This window comes from Pseudarthrobacter albicanus (genome assembly GCF_018224015.1).
GTDB lineage: Bacteria > Actinomycetota > Actinomycetes > Actinomycetales > Micrococcaceae > Arthrobacter > Arthrobacter albicanus.
Genome location: NZ_JAGPOT010000065.1, coordinates 1 through 19,849, shown reverse-complemented (window position 1 = coordinate 19,849; position 19,849 = coordinate 1). Strand labels below are relative to the sequence as shown.

The following is a 19,849-nucleotide window of genomic DNA, read 5'->3' as shown; positions in this document are numbered from 1 at the left end:
CAACGCCGACACACTGCGATCCGGATCATTTGACGAAACGTGATCGCCAGCATATCTTGTTGTTCATTCGGTAGTAATGATCGTTCATTCGACGGTAATGGCCGGGACCCGATCCCCGGCAGCCAGTTCCATCCGCACCTGTTCGTCAAAGGAGACAGCTATGTCCGGAAATATCGTCGGCGGCATGGACCGCCGCCAGCTGCTCAAGGTCCTGGGCCTGAGCGCCGCGGCAATCGGAGGCGGATCCGCCCTTGCCGGGTGCGCCGGGGGCCTCAAGGGCTCGTCCGCCGCCGGCGCCACCAGCGACATCCTGAATATCGGTTTCGTCAGCCCCAGACCGGCCCGCTGGCCGGCTTCGCAAATGCGGACAGCTTCGTGGTCAAACAGATCCAGGAAGCCCTCGCGAAGGGCTTTACCGCCGGCGGCTCGAACCGCAAGATCGAGATCATCGTCAAGGACACCCAGTCCAGCTCCACCCGTGCCACCGCCGCCGCCAAGGAACTCATCACCCAGGACCAGGTGGACATCGTGGTCGGCTCCGGCACCCCGGACACCACCAACCCGGTCGCGGACCAGTGCGAGGCCTCCGGCGTTCCCAACATCACCACGATCGCGCCGTGGGAGGCATGGTGGAACGGCCGCGGCGGCAAGGACGGCGAAGGCTTCAAATACACCACCCTCTTTTTCTTCGGCATGCAGGAATTCGCCGACTGCTTCGTCCCGATGTGGGACCGTATGGGCGTTTCCAACAAGAGCGTCGCCGCCCTCTGGCCCGACGACACGGACGCCAATGCCTTCCGCCGCGGCCTCACTCCGCTGGCCGGCAAGGGCGGCTACTCGATGATCGACGGCGGCGGCTACCAGGACGGCGCCACCGACTTCAGCTCCCCGATCTCCAAGTTCAAGGCCGCGAACGCCGAACTCTTCACCGGCACGCCCATCCCGCCGGACTTCCAGACCTTCTGGAAGCAGGCCGCGCAGCAGGGCTACCGCCCCAAGCTGGCCACCGTCGCCAAGGTCATGCTCTTCCCCTCCGAGGCCGAAGCCCTGGGCGACCTGACCAAGAACATCGCCACCGACATCTGGTGGAGCCCGAGCCACCCCTACAAGTCCAGCCTGGACGGCACCTCCGCCCAGCAGCTCGCGGACAAGTTCGCCCAGGACACCGGCAAGCAGTGGACCCAGGCCCTCGGCTCGGTCTACTCGCTCTTCGAGATCGCCGTGGAGGCCTTCAAGAAGTCCAGCGACCCGAAGGATAAGAACGACGTCGCGGACAAGCTCCAGAAGATGAACATGACTGGCATGTCCGGCCCGCTCGACTTCACCAAGGGCCCCAAGCCCGGCATCGCCATCCAGCACCCCGTCGGCGGCCAGTGGCGCAAGGGCACCAAGTTCCCGTGGGACATCACGATCGTGGACAACACCGCCAACAAGGACGTCCCGGTCGGCGGAGATCTTGAGGCGACGAACGCGTGAGCCCTCTGCTTGAACTGAACGGGCTCGGCAAGCGCTTCGGCCAGGTCACCGTGGCCGAAGCGCTCGACCTGACCGTCGGAGCCGGCGACGCCGTCGGCATCGTGGGCCCCAACGGGGCCGGCAAATCCAGTCTTTTTGCCATGGTTTCCGGCGACCTCAAGCCGGACTCCGGGACGGTGATGTTCGACGGCGTCGACGTCACCGGTGCCCCGGCGCAGCAGCGCTGCCGGGCCGGCATCGGCCGGACCTACCAGATCCCCCGGCCGTTCGAAAAGATGACCGTCTTCGAAAACACCCTCGTCGCCGCGACCCAGGGCGGTGGACTGCACGGCCAGGCCGCCTACGACCATGCCGCCTCGGTGCTGGAGCTGTCCGGCCTGGCCGGCTCCGCCAACGCCCGCGCCGGTTCGCTGTCCCTGCTGCAGCGCAAACGGCTCGAAGTGGCCCGCGGGCTCGCCACCGGTCCGAAGCTCCTGCTGCTGGACGAGGTCGCGGGCGGCCTGACCGAACCCGAGGTCCTGGAACTCGTCGCACTAATCCGGGATGTCCGGGCCGGCGGTGTGGCCGTGGTGTGGATCGAGCATGTTGTCCATGCCCTGGTCCGCACCGTGGACCGGCTGCTGTGCCTCGCCGGCGGACGGTTCGTGGCCGACGGCACTCCCGATGAAGTCCTGAAGGATCCGGCGGTGCTGGAACTGTACTTCGGCGTCGGACCGGAGACCGGGCCGCTTTCCGAGGGTGCGGAGGAACCGGACGAATCCCTGGAACCGCCCGCGCAGACGGCGGCGCCGCTTACAGACGGAGGACTCAGGCGATGACGCTCCTGGAAGTACAAGGACTCGACGTCCACCATGGCCAGCTGCACGCCGTCCGGGACTTCAGCCTCGCCGTCGACGCCGGCCAGACCGTCGCGGTGATCGGCGCAAACGGCGCCGGGAAGTCCACCCTGATGCGCGCCATCGCAGGCTCCCACTCCCCCACCCGCGGCAGCATCACGATCAATGGTGCGGACGTGACCCGGATGCCAGCGCACCAGCGGATGCGGGCCGGAATCTGCCTGGTTCCCGAGGGCCGGCGGCTGTTCAAGTCCCTGACCGTCGAGGAAAACCTTGACACCGGCGCGTACCGCGCCGCGGCCGGCCCGTGGAATGTCGACGCCGTCATGGAGCTTTTTCCGTGGATGCGGGAAAGGGCCAACCAGAACTCCGCGTCCCTCTCCGGCGGGCAGCAGCAGGCGGTGGCCATCGGCCGGGCACTCATCGGCAACCCGAAGATCCTGCTCATCGACGAACTCTCCCTCGGCCTCGCCCCGGCCGTGGTCAAACAGATGTACGCCCTGCTGCCGGACATCGTCGCGAGCGGGACCGCGGTGCTCGTGGTCGAACAGGACGTTTCCCAGGCCCTGGCCGCAGCGGACACGGTGCACTGCCTCCTGGAGGGCCGCGACGTGCTCTCCGGAAAACCCGCCGACCTCAGTCGTGCCCGGATCGAACAGGCCTACTTCGGCCTCACCTCCGCCAGCGGGCAAACAGTCGGGAAAGGACACTGACTTTGGATTTCGTCAATACCCTCGTCCAGGGCGTCATGCTCGGCGGGCTCTACGCGCTTTTCGCGGCCGGACTCTCGCTGATGTTCGGTGTGATGCGGATGGTGAACCTCGCCCACGGCGACCTCGCCGTCGCCGCGGCCTATCTGGTGGTGGTGCTGCTGGGCAGCAGTTTCCTGCCGTTGTGGCTCGTCATCCTGATTGCGTTGCCGCTCTTCGCCCTGATCGGTTACGCCACTCAACGCGGGTTGTTCAGCCGCAGCCTCAAGGCCGGGCCGCTGTCCACCCTGCTGGTGACCTTCGGGCTGTCCATCATCGTCCAGAACGGCCTGCTGCAGGCCTTCTCCGCGGATACCCGGACCATCGACTTCGGCGCCCTCAACACCGGGGCCTTCCGCCTGGGTCCAATCTCGGTGTCCTACCTGGGCCTGCTCACCCTGGCCCTGGCCGTCGCCGTGATCGCCGGGGTGCAGCTGTTCCCCTCCCGGACCCGGACCGGGCGCATGATGCGCGCCGTTTCTGACGACGCCGACACCGCCTCCCTGGTCGGCGCGAACTCCCGGCACCTGTACGCGATCGCCACGGCCATCGCGTTCGGCACCGTGGCGCTGGCCGGCATCATGTCCGGGGCGCGTTCCTCCTTCGATCCTTCCATGGGTCCCGCGCAGCTGATCTTCGCCTTCGAGGCTGTGGTGATCGGCGGGCTCGGCTCGCTCGGGGGAACGCTCGCCGGCGGCGCCGTGCTGGGACTGACCCAGGCCTTCGCCGCCCAGATCGACCCGTCCAGCACACTCCTCGCCGGGCACCTGGTGTTCCTCGCCGTGCTCGCCTTCCGCCCGCAGGGCCTGATCCCGCAGAGGGCAGTATGACCACGCTTGAGCACCTCCCCTTCCATGCCGCCGTCGTCCGCTCCGGCAAGGCCCCCAAAGCCACCGGCGGCCTGCTGGCCGCCGCCGTCGTGATCCTTGCCGCGCTGCCCTACGTCGCCTTCACCGGCGCCACCAGCGCCATGGTCACCTTCTTTGTGCTGCTCATCATGGCAAGCATGTGGAATCTCCTCGCCGGATTCGGCGGCATGGTCTCGGTAGGCCAGCAGGCCTACGTGGGCGTCGGCGCGTACACGGTTTTGGCCTTCGCCAACCTGGGTATGCACCCGTTCCTGGCCCTGCCGCTGGCGGCGCTGACCTGCGCCGTCTTCGCGATCCCGACGTCGTGGCTTGCCTTCCGGCTGCGCGGCGACTACTTCGCGGTGGGTACCTGGGTGATCGCCGAGGTGTACCGGCTCGTGATCATCCGCTTCGACAGCCTGGGCGGGGCCAACGGCAAGTCGCTGCCCGGACTCAGCGGAATGGACCCGGTGCTGCGCGGCGCGCTGACGTACTGGGCGGCCCTGGCCATCGCGGCGCTGACCGTGACCGGCTGCTACCTGCTGATGCGCGGCCGAACCGGGCTGGCGCTGACCGCCGTGCGCGACGACGAAACCGCGGCGCGCGCCAACGGCGTGGGCGTGACCTGGTCCAAGCGGCTGGTCTACCTCGTCTCGGCCGCAGGCTGCGGCGCGGCCGGCGGCATCCTGATCATCGACTCGCTCAGCGTCCAGCCCAACGCCATCTTCAGCGTGCAGTGGTCCGCGTACATGATCTTCATCGTGATCCTGGGCGGCATCGGTTACCTCGAAGGCCCGCTGCTCGGGGCGATCGTGTTCTTCGTCCTGCAGCAGCTGCTGGCCGGGTACGGCTCGTGGTACCTCATCATCCTGGGCCTCATCGGCGTCGCGGGCGCCGTCTGGCTCCCGCACGGACTCTGGGGCACGATCACCCGGACCACCGGACTCCAACTCTTCCCGGTCGGCTACCTGCTGCGGACCGAACCGGTCACCGGGAAGACCGCCGGGAAGACCACCTCCCCCAAGCGCCGGATTGGAAGTTCAACGTGAAAATCAACGCACTCGTAGTGGAAGAGAAGAACGCGCCGTTCGTCCGGGAGGAACTCGAGCTCGAGGCGCCGGGGCCGGGCGAGGTGCTGGTGCGGATCGTCGCCACGGGGGTCTGCCACACGGACGCCAACACCCAGGCCGGCGACCTGCCGCTGCCGCTCCCCGGCGTGCTGGGGCACGAAGGATCAGGCGTGGTCGAAGCAGTCGGCCCCGGCGTGGAAAACCTGGCGCCCGGGGACCACGTGATCATGGGCTGGCCGTTCTGCGGGGAATGCCGGAACTGCCTGCGCGGGGAACACCGCTACTGCGCCCGCCTGGGCGAGGCCCTCGTGGGCGGCAGCCGCTTCATGGGGCCCGACGCGGGGACCAGCGGCTACAGCCGGGCGGATGGGACCCCCGTATCAGGCCACTTCTTCGGCCAGTCATCCTTCGCGGACTACTCCCTGGCCATGGCCTCGGCCCTCGTCAAAGTGGACCAGGACATCCCGCTGGAGCTCGTCGGACCGCTGGCCTGCGGCATTACCACCGGCGCCGGCGCGGTGTTCAACACCGCCAGGCCGGAACCCGGTGAATCCCTTGTGGTCTACGGCGCCGGCGCCGTCGGACTGGCCGCCGTGATGGCGGCCCGGAATACGCCCGCCACCACCATCATCGCCGTCGACCTGCACGATTCGCGGCTGGAACTGGCCCGCGAATTCGGCGCCACCCACACCATCAATCCGACCACGACGGATACCCTGGCCGAAATCCGGCGGATCTGCGGCGGCCCGGCCGATTACGTGCTCGAATGCACCGGCTCCATCCGGGTGCTCGAGGAAGCGGCCGAGGCCATCGGCATGCTCGGTACCCTGATCCTGATCGGGGGCGCCCCGGCGGAGGCCCGGTTCTCGGTTGACCACCTCAGGACCCTGTGGGGCAAGCGGATCGTCGGGACCCTGGGTGGGTCATCCACTTCTGCCCGGCTGATCCCGGCCCTGATCAGCCTCTACCGGCAGGGCAGATTCCCGTTCGACCGGCTGGTAACGTACTACTCCCTGGACCAGATCGACCAGGCCATGGCGGACAGCAAATCCGGCAGCACCATCAAACCCGTCCTCCGGATCGGCACCCCGTGAACCCCGGGCCCGGGCAACCCCTCATTGAACGGCCAGACACCCCCACGATGAAAGGACAGGACATGTCCCTGCTCGACTCCTCCCTCTGGGAGGGCAAGATCTACGTCAACGGCTGGCGCCCCGGCGGCGGCGGTACCGCCGACAGCCTGGAACCCGCCACGGGGGAAAGGCTTGGCAGCTACGGCGTGGCCTCCGTGGACGACGTCCGCGAAGCGGCGGTCACCGCGGCGGCAGCCCAGAAGGAGTGGGCGGCGCGCAATCCCGAGGACCGCGCGGCCGTGCTGCGCCGCGCGGGGCTGCTCTGGGAGGAACACGCGGCCGAAGTCCAGGACTGGATCATCCGTGAATCCGGCGGCATCGGACCCAAGGCAGGCCTGGAGACCCACATCGCCGCCAACGAATGCTACGACGCCTCCGCGCTGCCCTCGCTGCCGGCCGGGGACGTGCTCACCTCGAACGAGAACCGCTGGTCCTTCGCCCGCCGGCGCCCGGCCGGCGTCGTCTCGGTGATCGCCCCGTTCAACTTCCCGCTGATCCTCTCGATCCGGGCGGTCGCCCCGGCCCTGGCGCTCGGCAACGCCGTGCTGCTCAAACCGGATCCCCGCACGGCCGTCTGCGGCGGGGTCACGCTGATGCGGATCTTCGAGGAAGCGGGGCTGCCGCCCGGGCTCCTGGCGCTGCTGCCCGGCGGTGCCGACATCGGCACCGCCGTCGTCGAGGCCCCCGAGGTCCGGGTCATCGCCTTCACCGGCTCGACGGCGGCCGGCCGGAAGATCGGCGAGACGGCCGGCCGGCTGCTCAAGCGCGCGCACCTGGAGCTCGGCGGAAACAACGCGCTGATCGTGCTGCCCGGCGCCGACCTGGCCAAGGCCGCGTCCGCGGCGGCGTTCGGCTCCTTCATGCACCAGGGCCAGATCTGCATGGCAGCTGGCCGGCACATCGTCCACGAGGACATCTACGAGGACTACGTCGGCGCCCTCGCGGACAAGGCCGGCCACCTGCCCGTGGGCGATCCGAAGAGCGGCACGGTGGCCCTGGGACCGATCATCGACGAAAAGCAGCTGCACCGGGTGGACACGATCGTCCGGGACGCCGTGCAGGGCGGCGCCCGGCTCGCGGCCGGGGGCACCCACGACGGCCGGTTCTACCAGCCAACGGTGCTCGCCGACCTCGACGTGGCGAGCCCTGCCTGGAAAGACGAGATCTTCGGCCCGGTGGCTCCGGTGATGAAGTTCTCCACCGTGGCGGAAGCCGTCGCCCTGGCCAACGGCAACGAATACGGGCTCTCCATCGGGATCCTCGGCGATGTGGGCATGGCCATGGCCATCGCCGACCAGCTGGACTCGGGCAAGGTCCACATCAACGAACAGACGGTCTCCGACGAGGCGAACTCGCCGTTCGGCGGGATGAAGAGCTCGGGCAACGGCTCACGAATCGGCGGGCACCACGCCAACATGGAGTCCTTCACGGAAATCCAGTGGCTCACGGTCCGGCCGGACATCGCCCCGTACCCGTTCTAAGAGGTTTCGGTGATTGAGTCCGGCCGCCCGGTGATTGAGCCCGTCGAAATCCAAGGGGTTTCGACGGGCTCAACCACCGACGCTCAACCACCGGGAACCTCTACATGTGCACGTGCAGGCGCCGGGCCGCTTCGGAGATGGAGCCGCTCAGTGACGGGTACACCGTGAAGGTGCTGGCGACGTCGTCGACGTGCAGTTTCTGGGTCACGGCGATCGAGACCGCGAAAATCAGCTCGGACGCGTTCGGGCCCACGACGACGCCGCCGATCACCGTGCCCGAGCCCTTGCGGGCGAAGATCTTGACGAAGCCGTCCTTGTGGTTGCGCATCTTGGCGCGGGCGTTGCTGCGCAGCGAGAGCTTGACGATGTCGGCCTGGTACTTGCCGGACTCGATCTCCGCCTCGGCGGACGCAACCACACGCTCACCGCCGGGACATGGAAGTATTCACTTATGACTATCGATAATGATGCTGCCAACCATCCGGCGTTAATGGACTCACACGGCATAGACGCCGCGGCCGAAGCCAGCCGAGCTTGGGACCACATCGGGGCCATCATTGTCGATGCCACCTTGCAGCGACGGCAGAACTACCACGCGACCGTCAAGCCGCGCGTTGTCGCCCTAGTTGCGGCCTGGCCGGACGCCTCGACCAGTGGATTCCGTCGTCGCCTCGATACGGGGAATCTCTCTGAAGTTATCAGCTGGCCGTCGCCTGGCCGTCTCGCCCAAGTAGAGGACATAACGTGCGTGTTCGAGGGTCAGGGCATCGAGACTGTGATGGAACTCCGAGGCGCGCTCGGTGACCCGGGCAGGAGAACCGTTCTCCGGGAGGCCCTTTCGGCCGTGCGGCATGTCAGTCCCAAAACGCTGGAGTACATCGACACCCTCAGCGAAATCTCCACGGGTGCGGCCGCCACCTCTCTTGGGGTTGATGAAGAGCCCCCCACTTTTCCCCCGAGCGTCGGCGCGAACTGACCCCCGGCCGACAAACGCGGCGTCATAGATTCGAGCTCGGGAACGGCCCCAGTGGAGCATCAGCCGAGTGGGCCCGGCGTCGGCCGGGCCATGCCGACTCTGATGCGGGCCGGGCAGCCGTGGGTAAGCCTTCATTGACTGCCCTGACTGCTTCGGCGTATGCGGAGTCGGGAATCCGCGGGCAGATCAGGGCGAATATCCCGCGGGTATTCGCCCTGATCTGCCCGCACGACGGCCGGCCCCGGCATCAGCTTCAGGAATCCTGACCCGGCGCGGCTCAGTGCTCCGCGGCGAGGTGCGTGCCGGCGTCGAAGGGCTCGAACACGGACGAGCCGATCATGAAGATGCCGCGCTGTGGGATCCAGAAGTCGCCGAGCCTGTCCTGGACGGGAAGGGCCGACGTCTGTCCCAGGCTGTGCCCCAACAGGCGCGCCTTGCTCTCGCGGACAAACCACATCCGCCGCGGGCGCGCCCCAAAGGTCTGGCCGTTGGGTACCCTGCCCGTCAGCCCGAGGTGCCCCGCCCCCAGCACCGGGCCGGCGACAGCCCCCATGGCGCGCAGGAACGCCGGGCTGCGCCACAGCCGCTCCGGAACGGCGCCTGACACCGCGGACATCAGCCGGGTCACCGGCGTCGCCGCCAGCGTCAGGTCCCAGCTCAGGTCCACGCCGGCTCCGACCTCCACGCTAAAGGAGTAGCCATCACGCCACCGGATGGAGATCCCGCCCGTCGACGCCGAGCCGAGGGCGCTGCCGAAGTAGCGGGGGCAGGAGAAACCGGAGCCGGTGGTGCTGTGCATCGTCCAGACGCCGGCAGGGTCACGGATCCAGACCGAGGTGTAGCCCGGGCCGATCGAGGAGGCCGCAAAATGCCGCAGGGCCAGGATGTGGCCGGAGCTGAACGGAACGCCCATCACGCCATAGCCGGCAAAGCGTTCCTCGGCGCCGGAGGGCAGTGCGGGGTCCTTCTCCACTGCCTCAACCAGGGTGCGGGGACTCTCCAAGGCGACGGCATCCGTCATTCTCTACATGTGCACGTGCAGGCGCCGGGCCGCTTCGGAGATGGAGCCGCTCAGTGACGGGTACACCGTGAACGTGCTCGCGACGTCGTCGACGTGCAGTTTCTGGGTCACGGCGATCGAGACCGCGAAAATCAGCTCGGACGCGTTCGGGCCCACGACGACGCCGCCGATCACCGTGCCCGAGCCCTTCCGGGCGAAGATCTTGACGAAGCCGTCCTTGTGGTTGCGCATCTTGGCTCGGGCGTTGCTGCGCAGCGAGAGCTTGATGACGTCGGCCTGGTACTTGCCGGACTCGATCTCCGCCTCGGAGACGCCCACGGAGGCGATTTCCGGCGAGGTGAAGATGTTGGAGGCCACCTGGTGGAGCTTGATCGGCATGACGGCGTCGCCCAGGAAGTGCGCGACGGCGATCCGGCCCTGCATCGCCGCGACCGAGGCCAGGGCGAGGACGCCGGTGCAGTCCCCGGCCGCGTAGATGTTCGGGGCAGTGGTGCGCGAGACGCCGTCGACCTTGATGTGGCCGCTCCCGGTGAGCGCCACACCCGCCTCCTCGAGGCCGATCCCGGCCGTGTTCGGGATGGAGCCGACGCAGACGAGGCAGTGGCTGCCGGTGACCTTGGAGCCGTCGCCTAGGGTGACCACCACGCCGTCGTCGGTGCGTTCGACGGTCTCGGCGCGGGAGCGTGACAGCACCGTCAGGCCGCGTCGTTCGAAGACGCCCTCGAGGACCTCGGCGGCGTCCGTGTCCGAGCCCGGCAGGACGCGGTCGCGGCTGGAAATCAGGGTCACCTTGGAGCCCAGGCCGTTGTAGGCCGAGGCGAATTCGGCGCCGGTGACGCCGGATCCCACCACGATCAGTTCCTCGGGCAACTCGTCCATGCTGTAGATCTGGGCCCAGTTCAGGATGCGGATCCCGTCCGGCCTGGCGGTGGGCAGTTCCCGCGGGTGCGCGCCGACCGCCAGCAGGATCGCGTCCGCTTCCACGGTCTGCGTGCCGTCCGAGGTCAGGACCTCGATGGTGTGGCTGTCCAGCATCCTGCCGGAGCCGATCAGGATGCGCACCCCCAGGTGCTCCAGTGCCGTCCGGATGTCCTCGGACTGCGTCCTCGCCAGGCGGAGCAGGCGGTCGTTGATGTGCTTGAGGTCCGCGCGCATCACCGGGGCGAGATCGCCGCCGTCGACGTCGAACATCACGCCCAGCTCCCCCGCCTCGCCCATCCGGGTCATCAGGTCCGCCGTGGCGATCAGGGTCTTGGACGGCACGACGTCGGTCAGCACCGCGGAGCCGCCGAGGCCGGCGCGTTCGATGATGGTGACCTTCGCACCGAGCGAGGCGGCGACCATGGCGGCTTCGTAGCCACCGGGCCCTCCGCCGAGAATTGCGATACGGGGCGAGCTGAAATCGGGATGCGTAGTCACAATCAGCCATTGTCCACCATCCGGACCGGCAGCACCAAGAATCGTCGGCCGCAGCCGTGCTGCCCCCGGTGCTGGGCAGCACGGCCTCCGCACGGTAACTTGTACCGGTGAATACACCGGATTCCCTGACCATGGACCCCTTCGACGCCGCCCGCGCCGCCGCCGACTACATCGCCGCGGAAACGGGCGTGGACACCCACGACGTCGCCCTCGTGCTCGGCTCGGGCTGGGCCGACGCCGCCGGGCTGATCGGCGAGACCACCGCGACCCTCTCCGCGGAGGAGGTCCCCGGCTTCTCCTCCCCGGCTGTGGAAGGGCACACCGGCACCCTCAGCTCCGTGCTGACGAGGGAGGGCAAGCGGGCCCTGGTCCTGGGCGCCCGCACCCACTACTACGAGGGCAAGGGAGTCCGCGCCGTGGTCCACGGCGTGCGCACCGCGGCGGCCGCCGGCTGCCGGACCCTGGTCCTGACCAACGGCTGCGGCGGCCTGAACGAGGACTGGACCCCCGGCACCCCCGTGCTGATCAGCGACCACATCAACCTCACCGCCGCCTCACCGCTGGAAGGCGCCACGTTCGTGGACCTGACCGACCTGTACTCCGCACGGATCCGCGGCCTCGCCCGTGAAGTCGACTCCTCGCTGGAGGAAGGCATCTACGCGCAGTTCACCGGGCCGCACTACGAGACGCCGGCCGAGGTGCAGTACGCCAAGCGGATCGGGGCGTCACTGGTGGGCATGTCCACCGCCCTGGAGGCGATCGCGGGCCGCCACGCCGGCATGGAGGTGTTCGGCATCTCGCTCGTGACCAACCTCGCCGCCGGGATCAGCCCGGTCCCGCTCAGCCACGAGGAGGTCCTCGAAGCCGGCCACGCCGCAGGCCCGCGCATCTCCAGACTGCTCGCGGAGATCATCGCCAGACTCTGAGGCGGCTCAGTCCGCTCAGGCTCAGTCCGCGCTCAGTCCGCGCAGCTTAGTTCGCGAGAGCGAGGTAGCGCAGGGCCTTCAGCCTGTCCTGGGGAAAGCGCCGTTCCATCGAATCGGCGAGCCCGCCGATGGTCTGGCGGGCCAGCGCCTGGCGCCACGCCAGCTCGGCCTGGCGCATGGTCTGCGAAATGAGGCAGGTCCGTGCGAAGTTCTCCTGGCTGTCGGCCTCGGGCACGTTCCCCAGGACGGCTTCGCAGCGGAAGGCCGGATCCTGGCCCTCGAGCGCCAGGACAATGTCCAGGACGGTGATGTTTTCCGGCCTGCGCGCCAGGTGGAAGCCGCCGCGCGGCCCGGAGACGGACGCCAGGATACCTGCGCGGACCAGCGACTGGAGCTGTTTGTTAAGGTAGGCGCCCGGGAGGGAGTAGAACTCCGCCAGCCGGGCGCTGTTCACCGCCTCCCCGTACGGCGTCCACGCCATGTTGACGCAGCTGTGCACAGCCCATTCCACCCCCCGGCCCATCTTCATATTGCAGACGTTACGTGTCCGGAAAAATGGGTGTCAAGGACACCTGCGCCGGCGGACCGGCACACCGGTTCCCGCCGGCAGGGACGGAATAGGCGGAATTTGGCGATAGTTTGGTTCCTATGACGTCTTCTGATGCCGAATTGTCCCGGCTGGTGAGCGAGGCCCGCGCCTGGGCTGCCCAGGACCCGGACCCCGCCACCGCGGCGGCCTTGACCGCGCTCGCCTCCCTCGCGGACGACGGTGACGCCGCTGCCCGCCGGGAACTGGCGGACAGCTTTGACGGCACCCTGCAGTTCGGCACCGCAGGACTGCGGGCGGCGCTGGGGCCGGGGCCGAACCGGATGAACCGCGTCGTCGTGCGCCGCGCCGCTGCCGGCTTTGCCGCATTCCTGGCGGACGCCGTCGCGCAGGCCTCCCCCAGGACCCGGCCGCGCGCCGTCGTCGGCTACGACGCCCGCCACAATTCCGATATTTTCGCCGCGGAAACGGCGGCGATCCTCACCGCCGCCGGGATCGAGACGTTCCTGCTGCCGCAGGCGCTCCCCACGCCGCTGCTCGCCTACGCGGTGCGGGCGCTGGACTGCGACGGCGGTGTGATGGTCACGGCCAGCCACAACCCGCCACAGGACAACGGCTACAAGGTCTACCTGGGCCGCCATGCCGTCGAGGACAGCGGGCGGGGCGCACAGATCGTGGCGCCCTACGACGCCAGGATCGCCGCGAGGATCGACGCCGTCGACCTGGCCTCCATCGCGCTGGCCGCGGACGGCTGGACGGTGCTGGACCCCTCGATCGCGGCAGGCTATGAGGCCGCCGTCGCGCACCTCGCGGACCCGGAACACTTCCCGGCCCGGGACCTCAAGATCGTCCTGACCCCGATGCACGGCGTCGGCGGCGGGACCGCGGTCTCGGTGCTGAACGCCGCCGGCTTCGGGGACGTCACGCTGGTCACGGAACAGGCCGAACCGGACCCGGACTTCCCCACCGTGAATTTCCCGAACCCCGAAGAGCCGGGCGCCCTGGACCTGGCGCTGGAAACGGCGGCCCGCATCGATGCCGACATCGTGATCGCCAACGACCCCGACGCCGACCGCGCCGCGGTGGCTGCGAAGGATCCGGACACCGGGGCATGGCGCATGCTGCGCGGCGACGAGGTCGGAGCCCTGCTGGGCGCGCACGTCGTGGCGCGGCTGGCCGCCCGCGCGGGCGGCGACGCCGGTGGCGACACCGCCGGCGCCGGCGGCGACGCCGGTGGGGGCGTTTTCGCCAACTCGATCGTGTCGTCGCGGCTGCTGGCGCGGATCGCGGCCGCGGCAGGCTACGCCCACGAGGAGACCCTGACCGGCTTCAAGTGGATCGCCCGCGTGCCCGGGCTGCTGTTCGGCTACGAGGAGGCGCTGGGCTACTGCGTCGCCCCCGCGCTGGTCCGGGACAAGGACGGGATCTCCGCCGCGGTACTGATCGCCGAACTGGCGGCAACGGCCAAGGCCGCCGGCAGGACCATCTTCGACACCCTCGATGAGCTGCACCTGGTGCACGGGCTGCACGCGGGCGACCAGCTCAGCATCCGGGTCGCGGACCTGGGCCTGCTGGATGCCATGATGGGCCGGCTGCGCGTCAGCCCGCCGGACTCGTTCGGCGGCTCCGCCGTTGAAACGGCCACCGACCTGGCGCAGGGCAACGGACCGCTTCCGCCCACCGAAGGCCTGCTGTACCTGACGAAGGACCTCAGCCGCGTCATCATCCGCCCCAGCGGGACGGAGCCGAAGCTCAAGTGCTACCTGGAGGTCATCCGCAGCGTCGGATCGGCCGCCGAACTGCCGGCGGCGCGGCAGGAAGCCCGCGCCGCGCTCGACGGCGTCCTGGCGGACGTCCGCGAGGCCCTCGGCCTCTAAGGCCTGTCTCTAAGGCTTAGGAGCGGCTAGAGCTCCACCTCGACGTACCCGTCCACAATGCGGGTGCCGAAGGTGGCCAGGCGCAGCTCCGCCGTGCCGAAGCATTCGCCCGTCGTGAGGTCGTAGACCTCCTTGTGCAGCGGTGACGCGATGGTCTGGCGTGCTCCGCGTGAGCCAATGATGCCGCGGGCCATCACGTGCGCCCCCGTCGCCGGGTCCTCATGCTCGACGGCGAACACCTCACCGGGCGCCGTGCGGAACAGGGCCACCTGGCGGCCGGCGATAAGCGCCGCCTCACCCCAGGCAAGCTCCAGCTCCTCGACGGCGCACACGCGGTGCCAGCCTGCGGCGAATCCGGTGGTCTGTTCAACAAGTTCCAGTACAGCGGTCATCTCGGCCCCTCTCAGTCCACTCAACCGCCGACGCGGCCACATACCCAAGCTAGGGCTGCGGTGTTTCAACGGCGTGCAGTCAGTGTGTCCGGCACGTAAAAGGCAACTCACCTGTTCCGAAACGCGTTCGTGATGCAGAAGTTAAGATCACGAAACATAAGGGAAACTGAAGCGAAACTGCGGTTGCCTAGTCTGGATGGACACCTGGATTGAGAAGGTCGCAGAGCACCGTCTGCGGCCCATGCGAAAGGCCCACAGTGACCGGACAGACTTCAAGCACGCAGACCCCACGCCGGATCGTCGTCGCCGGCGGCGGCCCGGCCGCCCACCGGTTTGCCGATGCCATGCACGCCCGGGGCCTCGACGGCTGGCACGTCACCGTCCTCACCGAGGAAGCGCACCTCCCCTACGACCGCGTCGCCCTGAGCAAGGCTCTCACGGACAGCGAGGTCGACCTCACCCTCGGCACCGCATCCATGTGGGACCACCAGGCGATGAGCCTGCGGACCGGCGAGCGCGTCATCAGGATCGACCACGCAGCCAAGGCCGTGGAGACGGCAGCCGGCAACACCTATGAATACGACGAACTCGTCGTCGCCACCGGCTCCGACGCGGCCCGCCTGCCGATTCCCGGCTCCGAACTCACCCACGTGTACCGCACCCTTGAGGACGTCTGGTCCATTAACAAGGCCATCGCCGGGCTGAAGGAAAAGCTTGGCCGCCAGGTCAACGCCGTCACCATCGGCGGCGGGCTCCTGGGCCTCGAATCCGCGGCCGGCACCGAGCAGCTCGGCGCCACCCCGATTGTCATCAACGGCTCGCCCTGGCTCATGAACACCCAGCTGGACGAGGGCGCCGGCCAGGCACTCGGCCGGCTGATCGAGGCCAAGGGCTTCACCGTGCACGGCGGCGTGTTCCCCTCCGAAGTCCTTTCCGACGACGACGGCCAGGTCACCGGCGTGCTGATGGCCGACGGCCGCGTCATCGACGCCGACATCGTCATCGTCGCGATCGGCGTGAAGCCCCGCGATGAGCTGTTCCGGGCCGCCGAGGGCGCAGAGCAGCAGTTCCAGCTCGGCCAGCGCGGCGGCGTCGTCATCTCCGACGGCTGCTCCACCCAGGTTCCGGGCATCTGGGCCATCGGCGAGGTGGCCAACTTCGGCGGCATGTGCCTGGGCCTCGTGGCCCCCGCCAACACCATGGCGGAGATCGTCGCGGACCGGCTGCACGGGGGCGTTGCGACGTTCCCGGGCTTCGACACCGCCACCAAGCTCAAGCTCTCCGGCGTCGACGTCGCCAGCTTCGGTGACGCGTTCGCCAGAACCGAGCACTCCCTTGAAATCGTCTACGCGGACCCGGCCCGCGGCGTCTACCAGAAGATCGTCACCACCGACGATGCCAAGACCCTCCTGGGCGGCATCTTCGTCGGCGACGCCACCCCCTACACCAGCCTGCGTCCGCTCCTGGGCCGCGAACTCAGCGCAGAGCCCGGCGCGTACCTCACCGCGGCCGGCGGCGGCGACGCCCCGGAAACGGAACTCCCGGACGACGCCATCCTGTGCTCCTGCAACAACGTGTCTGCCGGAACCATCCGCGACGCCGTCAACGGCTGCGGTTCCTGCGACGGGAACGCCCCCGTCCAGGAGCTCGGCGGGCTCAAGGGCTGCACCCGCGCCGGGACCAGCTGCGGTTCCTGCGTGCCGATGCTCAAGAAGCTGCTGGAAACCGAACTGACCAAGTCCGGCGTCGAGGTCTCCAAGGCACTCTGCGAGCACATCGAGCTGTCCCGCCAGGAACTCTTCGAGACCATCCGCGTCCTGGAACTCACCTCCTTCGAGGAGGTCATGGCCAGGTACGGCACCGGAGCAGGCTGCGACATCTGCAAGCCCACCGTCGCCAACATCCTGGCCAGCCAGAACAGCGCCTACGTCCTGGACGCCGGCCGCGGCACCCTGCAGGACACCAACGACCGCGCCCTCGCCAACATGCAGAAGGACGGCACCTACTCGGTGGTCCCCCGCATCGCCGGCGGCGAGATCACCCCGAAGAAGCTCGGCGTCATCGCCGCCGTGGCGGAGAAATACAACCTGTACACCAAGATCACCGGCGGCCAGCGGATCGACATGTTCGGCGCCCGGCTGGAGCAGCTCCCGGAAATCTGGAAGGAGCTGGTGGACGCCGGCTTCGAATCCGGCCAGGCGTACGGCAAGTCCCTGCGCACGGTGAAGTCCTGCGTCGGTTCCACCTGGTGCCGCTTCGGTGTGCAGGACTCGGTGGCCATGGCCATCCAGCTCGAACTCCGCTACCGCGGACTCCGCAGCCCCCACAAACTCAAGATGGGCGTCTCCGGCTGTGCCCGCGAATGTGCCGAGGCCCGCGGCAAGGACGTCGGCGTCATCGCCACCGCCGACGGCTGGAACCTGTACGTCGGCGGCAACGGCGGCGCCACCCCGGCACACGCCCAGCTGCTGGCCAAGGACCTCGACGACGAAACCCTGCTCAAGTACATCGACCGCTACTTCATGTACTACATCCGCACCGCCGACCGCCTGCAGCGCACCGCACGCTGGCAGGAGGAGCTCGACGGCGGCATCAAGCACGTCGAGGATGTGGTGGTGAAGGACACCCTGGGCATCGCCGAGGAGCTCGAGGCGGCCATGGCCAGGCACGTTGACACCTACGTCGACGAATGGGCCGACACCCTGAAGGACCCCGAGCGCCTGCGCCGGTTCCGTTCCTTCGTCAACGCCCCCGACCAGAAGGACGACTCCATCACGTTCGTCCCCGACGAGCGCGGCCAGATGCGCCCGGCGACCGCAGAAGAGAAGGCGCTGGCCGGTCAGGAACCAGTCCTCATCGGTTCTTCCATCCCGATGCGGCCCCGCGACGAGAACGAGGTATAGGCATGCAGCTCAGCATTGATCTCACCGGCCGGGAAATCCTGGTCACCGGGTCCGACGCCGCCGCCCGCCAGGCCGTCCGCCGGTACGAGGCCGCCGGCGCCGTCGTCTCCCGGCTCAGCAGCCCGAACGGCGCAGCGCTGGACGGCCCGCTGCCGGAACGGCCGTTCCTGGTCGCGGCGGTCGACGACGGCCAGCCCGGCTGGGAGGCCCTGCTGGAGCGCTGCCGGGCGGCCGGCATCCCCGTCGCGGCCGAGCCCGCCGCGGGACCGGCCGGCCACGTCACCCTGGTGGGCGGCGGGCCCGGGACCACCGAACTGCTGACCGTCGCGGCCGTGGCGGCGCTGCGGGACGCCGACGTCGTTTTCTACGACCGGCTGGCCCCGTACCAGGAGCTGCCGCAGCTCAGCACGGCCGACCTGGTGGACGTGGGGAAGCGCCCCGGCCACCACCCGGTCAGCCAGTCCGGGATCGAGGAGCTCATGGTGGAGGCTGCCCTGGCCGGGAAGAACGTGGTGCGGCTCAAGGGCGGGGACCCGTACGTGTTCGGCCGTGGCGGCGAGGAAGTGGCTGCCTGCGTGAAGGCCGGCGTTCCGGTCCGGGTGATCTCCGGCGTCACGAGCGCCATCTCCGTCCCGGCCGCCGCCGGGATCCCGGTCACGCACCGCGGGGTCAGCCACCTGTTCACGGTGGTGTCCGGCCACGCCCCGCTGACCGAAAAGGAACACACACACCTCGCCGGCCTGGGCGGGACCATCGTGGTCCTGATGGGCATCGGCACCCTGCACCAGCTGGCCGCCGGGCTGCGCCGGGCGGGGATGCGGGCCGACATGCCGATGGCCGTCGTCGAGCGCGGCTACCGTCCCGGCCAGCGCACCACCATCGCCGAACTGGGCACCATCACCACCGCCGCCGCGGACTGCAGCAACCCCGCGGTGCTGGTGATCGGCGACGTCGTCCGGGTGGCCGAGGCCAACCGGGGCTGCGCCGAAGCCACCGCCGAACTGGACCGCCTCGCCGCGTCCCTGATGGGGGCGTGAGAACCGTGAGTGCGCTGAACGCGTTGGCCGCCCTTTCCACAACCACAACCCTTTCCGCGGCCACCGCGGACCTTCCCGTCATTCCACCCGGCGGGGCGGCACCCGAGGCGGCTCCCGAGAAAGACCTGCCGCTGGAGGGCTTCCGGATCGGCGTCACCTCACACCGGCGCTCCCAGGACCTGATCGAAGCCCTGGAACGCCGCGGCGCCGAGGTCCTGCACGCCCCGGCCCTGAAGATCGCCCCGGTCCAGGAGGACCTGAGCCTGATCGAGGACACCCGCGCCATCATCGCCGCCCGGCCCGAGCTGTGCATCGCGACCACCGCCTACGGCATGCGCCGCTGGTGCGAGGCCGCGGACACCTTCGGCATCGGCGAACAGCTCCTGGAAACCCTCGGAGCCACCCGGATGTTCGTCCGCGGCCCCAAGGCCCGCGGCGCGGTCCGCGCCGCCGGGCTCGCCGACGTCGGGATCAGCAGCGACGAAACCACCGCGACCCTGGTGGACATGCTCCTTGCCGAAGGCGTCCGGGGCAAGACCGTCGCGGTCCAGCTGCACGGCTACACGGACGTGCGCCAGCTCGAACGCCTGCGGCTGTCCGGCGCCACCGTCCTGACGGTCACCCCGTACCGCTGGGTCAAGCCCGACGGCGCCGACCGGCTCCCGCGGCTGATCGAGGCCGCGTGCAGCGGCAACCTGGACGTCCTGACCTTCACCAGCGCCCCGGCCGTGGACGCGATGTGGAGCACCGCCCATGAAATGGGGCTGTACAAAGAGCTGGTGCACGCCCTGAAGACCACCGTCGCCACCGCCGTCGTGGGGCCCGTCACGGCCCAGCCGCTGATCGACGCCGGCCTGCAGCCGCTGGTCCCGGAACGCTTCCGGATGGGGGCCCTCATCCGGCTCGTCTGCGAGCACCTGGCCCTCAACCACGTCCGCCGGCTGGACACCGTCCTCGGCACTGTGGAGCTCCGCGGCCGCTCGCTGCGGATCAACGGTGAGGCCGTGGAGCTGGCACCCGCCCCGTTGCTGCTGCTGCGTGCCCTGCTGGGCGCCGGCGGTGCGGTGCTCTCCCGCGAGGCGCTGTCCGAACTGCTGGAACTCCGCGGTTCCGTGCACGCCCTGGACATGACCGTCAGCCGGCTGCGGTCCGCCCTGC

17 protein-coding genes and 1 pseudogene are annotated in these 19,849 nt (G+C 69.2%); 13 read left to right on the top strand and 5 right to left on the bottom strand.

Annotated features, from left to right (window positions below; genetic code table 11):
• Positions 1-39: 39 nt before the first annotated feature.
• The 7 genes from J9611_RS14475 to J9611_RS14445 all read left to right on the top strand — a co-directional run bounded on the left by J9611_RS14475 (position 40) and on the right by J9611_RS14445 (position 7,593).
• Positions 40-1,476, top strand: a complete 1,437-nt coding sequence (locus J9611_RS14475; RefSeq protein ID WP_372447794.1) for an ABC transporter substrate-binding protein — start codon at positions 40-42, stop codon at positions 1,474-1,476.
• Positions 1,473-2,294, top strand: coding sequence for an ABC transporter ATP-binding protein (locus J9611_RS14470; protein ID WP_211881130.1), 822 nt, complete (start codon positions 1,473-1,475; stop codon positions 2,292-2,294). Before J9611_RS14475 ends, J9611_RS14470 begins: the two co-directional genes overlap by 4 nt.
• Positions 2,291-3,025 (top strand): ABC transporter ATP-binding protein, encoded by a 735-nt coding sequence (locus J9611_RS14465; RefSeq protein WP_211881129.1) that lies wholly within the window; start codon positions 2,291-2,293, stop codon positions 3,023-3,025. Before J9611_RS14470 ends, J9611_RS14465 begins: the two co-directional genes overlap by 4 nt.
• Before the next feature lie 2 nt (positions 3,026-3,027).
• Positions 3,028-3,891, top strand: coding sequence for a branched-chain amino acid ABC transporter permease (locus J9611_RS14460; protein WP_211881128.1), 864 nt, complete (start codon positions 3,028-3,030; stop codon positions 3,889-3,891).
• On the top strand, positions 3,888-4,958 hold the full coding sequence (locus tag J9611_RS14455; protein ID WP_211881127.1) for a branched-chain amino acid ABC transporter permease: 1,071 nt from the start codon (positions 3,888-3,890) through the stop codon (positions 4,956-4,958). Before J9611_RS14460 ends, J9611_RS14455 begins: the two co-directional genes overlap by 4 nt.
• Entirely contained in the window at positions 4,955-6,073 is a 1,119-nt protein-coding gene (locus J9611_RS14450; protein WP_211881125.1) for an NAD(P)-dependent alcohol dehydrogenase, read from the top strand. Before J9611_RS14455 ends, J9611_RS14450 begins: the two co-directional genes overlap by 4 nt.
• Before the next feature lie 62 nt (positions 6,074-6,135).
• A complete protein-coding gene (locus J9611_RS14445) occupies positions 6,136-7,593 on the top strand; it encodes an aldehyde dehydrogenase family protein (protein ID WP_211881124.1) in 1,458 nt (485 codons plus the stop codon).
• 100 nt (positions 7,594-7,693) lie between these two features.
• Here the strand turns inward: J9611_RS14445 and J9611_RS14440 are convergent.
• Positions 7,694-8,008: pseudogene (locus J9611_RS14440) on the bottom strand (oxidoreductase dimerization domain-containing protein); the annotation flags it as partial.
• Positions 8,009-8,044: 36 nt separating this feature from the next.
• Between J9611_RS14440 and J9611_RS14435 the strand changes: the two are divergent.
• Positions 8,045-8,569, top strand: coding sequence for a hypothetical protein (locus J9611_RS14435; protein ID WP_211881123.1), 525 nt, complete (start codon positions 8,045-8,047; stop codon positions 8,567-8,569).
• A 277-nt stretch (positions 8,570-8,846) separates the two neighbouring features.
• On the opposite strand, the gene J9611_RS14430 is transcribed toward J9611_RS14435, so the two are convergent.
• Together J9611_RS14430 and J9611_RS14425 are read right to left on the bottom strand one after the other, a co-directional pair.
• Positions 8,847-9,590 (bottom strand): hypothetical protein, encoded by a 744-nt coding sequence (locus J9611_RS14430; RefSeq protein WP_246527834.1) that lies wholly within the window; start codon positions 9,588-9,590, stop codon positions 8,847-8,849.
• A 3-nt stretch (positions 9,591-9,593) separates the two neighbouring features.
• Entirely contained in the window at positions 9,594-11,009 is a 1,416-nt protein-coding gene (locus J9611_RS14425; protein ID WP_211881121.1) for an NAD(P)H-quinone dehydrogenase, read from the bottom strand.
• Positions 11,010-11,116: 107 nt separating this feature from the next.
• Between J9611_RS14425 and J9611_RS14420 the strand changes: the two genes are divergently transcribed.
• Positions 11,117-11,935, top strand: a complete 819-nt coding sequence (locus tag J9611_RS14420) for a purine-nucleoside phosphorylase (RefSeq protein ID WP_307857109.1) — start codon at positions 11,117-11,119, stop codon at positions 11,933-11,935.
• 46 nt (positions 11,936-11,981) lie between these two features.
• Here J9611_RS14420 and J9611_RS14415 read toward each other — a convergent pair whose 3' ends face one another.
• Positions 11,982-12,464, bottom strand: coding sequence for an RrF2 family transcriptional regulator (locus J9611_RS14415; protein WP_211881119.1), 483 nt, complete (start codon positions 12,462-12,464; stop codon positions 11,982-11,984).
• 119 nt (positions 12,465-12,583) lie between these two features.
• On the opposite strand from J9611_RS14415, the gene J9611_RS14410 reads away from it, so the two are divergent.
• Positions 12,584-14,359, top strand: coding sequence for a phospho-sugar mutase (locus J9611_RS14410; RefSeq protein WP_211881117.1), 1,776 nt, complete (start codon positions 12,584-12,586; stop codon positions 14,357-14,359).
• A gap of 26 nt (positions 14,360-14,385) precedes the next feature.
• Here the strand turns inward: J9611_RS14410 and nirD are convergent, their stop codons facing one another.
• Complete coding sequence (gene nirD, locus J9611_RS14405) at positions 14,386-14,751, bottom strand: nitrite reductase small subunit NirD (protein ID WP_211881114.1); 366 nt, start codon at positions 14,749-14,751, stop codon at positions 14,386-14,388.
• Positions 14,752-15,008: 257 nt separating this feature from the next.
• On the opposite strand from nirD, the gene nirB reads away from it, so the two are divergent.
• The 3 genes from nirB to J9611_RS14390 form a co-directional block, all read left to right on the top strand.
• On the top strand, positions 15,009-17,654 hold the full coding sequence (nirB, locus tag J9611_RS14400; protein WP_211881113.1) for a nitrite reductase large subunit NirB: 2,646 nt from the start codon (positions 15,009-15,011) through the stop codon (positions 17,652-17,654).
• Positions 17,655-17,656: 2 nt separating this feature from the next.
• A complete protein-coding gene (cobA, locus tag J9611_RS14395) occupies positions 17,657-18,691 on the top strand; it encodes a uroporphyrinogen-III C-methyltransferase (protein ID WP_211881111.1) in 1,035 nt (344 codons plus the stop codon).
• An 80-nt stretch (positions 18,692-18,771) separates the two neighbouring features.
• The coding region (locus J9611_RS14390; RefSeq protein WP_211881148.1) for a uroporphyrinogen-III synthase at positions 18,772-19,849 on the top strand (1,078 nt) is incomplete at its 3' end.

Coding starts and splice junctions, on each gene's coding strand:
- J9611_RS14465 (WP_211881129.1), top strand. CDS start 2,291: ATGACGCTCCTGGAAGTACAAGGACTCGACGTCCACCATGGCCAGCTG.
- J9611_RS14455 (WP_211881127.1), top strand. CDS start 3,888: ATGACCACGCTTGAGCACCTCCCCTTCCATGCCGCCGTCGTCCGCTCC.
- J9611_RS14445 (WP_211881124.1), top strand. CDS start 6,136: ATGTCCCTGCTCGACTCCTCCCTCTGGGAGGGCAAGATCTACGTCAAC.
- J9611_RS14435 (WP_211881123.1), top strand. CDS start 8,045: ATGACTATCGATAATGATGCTGCCAACCATCCGGCGTTAATGGACTCA.
- J9611_RS14430 (WP_246527834.1), bottom strand. CDS start 9,590: ATGACGGATGCCGTCGCCTTGGAGAGTCCCCGCACCCTGGTTGAGGCA.
- J9611_RS14415 (WP_211881119.1), bottom strand. CDS start 12,464: ATGAAGATGGGCCGGGGGGTGGAATGGGCTGTGCACAGCTGCGTCAAC.
- J9611_RS14410 (WP_211881117.1), top strand. CDS start 12,584: ATGACGTCTTCTGATGCCGAATTGTCCCGGCTGGTGAGCGAGGCCCGC.
- nirD (WP_211881114.1), bottom strand. CDS start 14,751: ATGACCGCTGTACTGGAACTTGTTGAACAGACCACCGGATTCGCCGCA.
- cobA (WP_211881111.1), top strand. CDS start 17,657: ATGCAGCTCAGCATTGATCTCACCGGCCGGGAAATCCTGGTCACCGGG.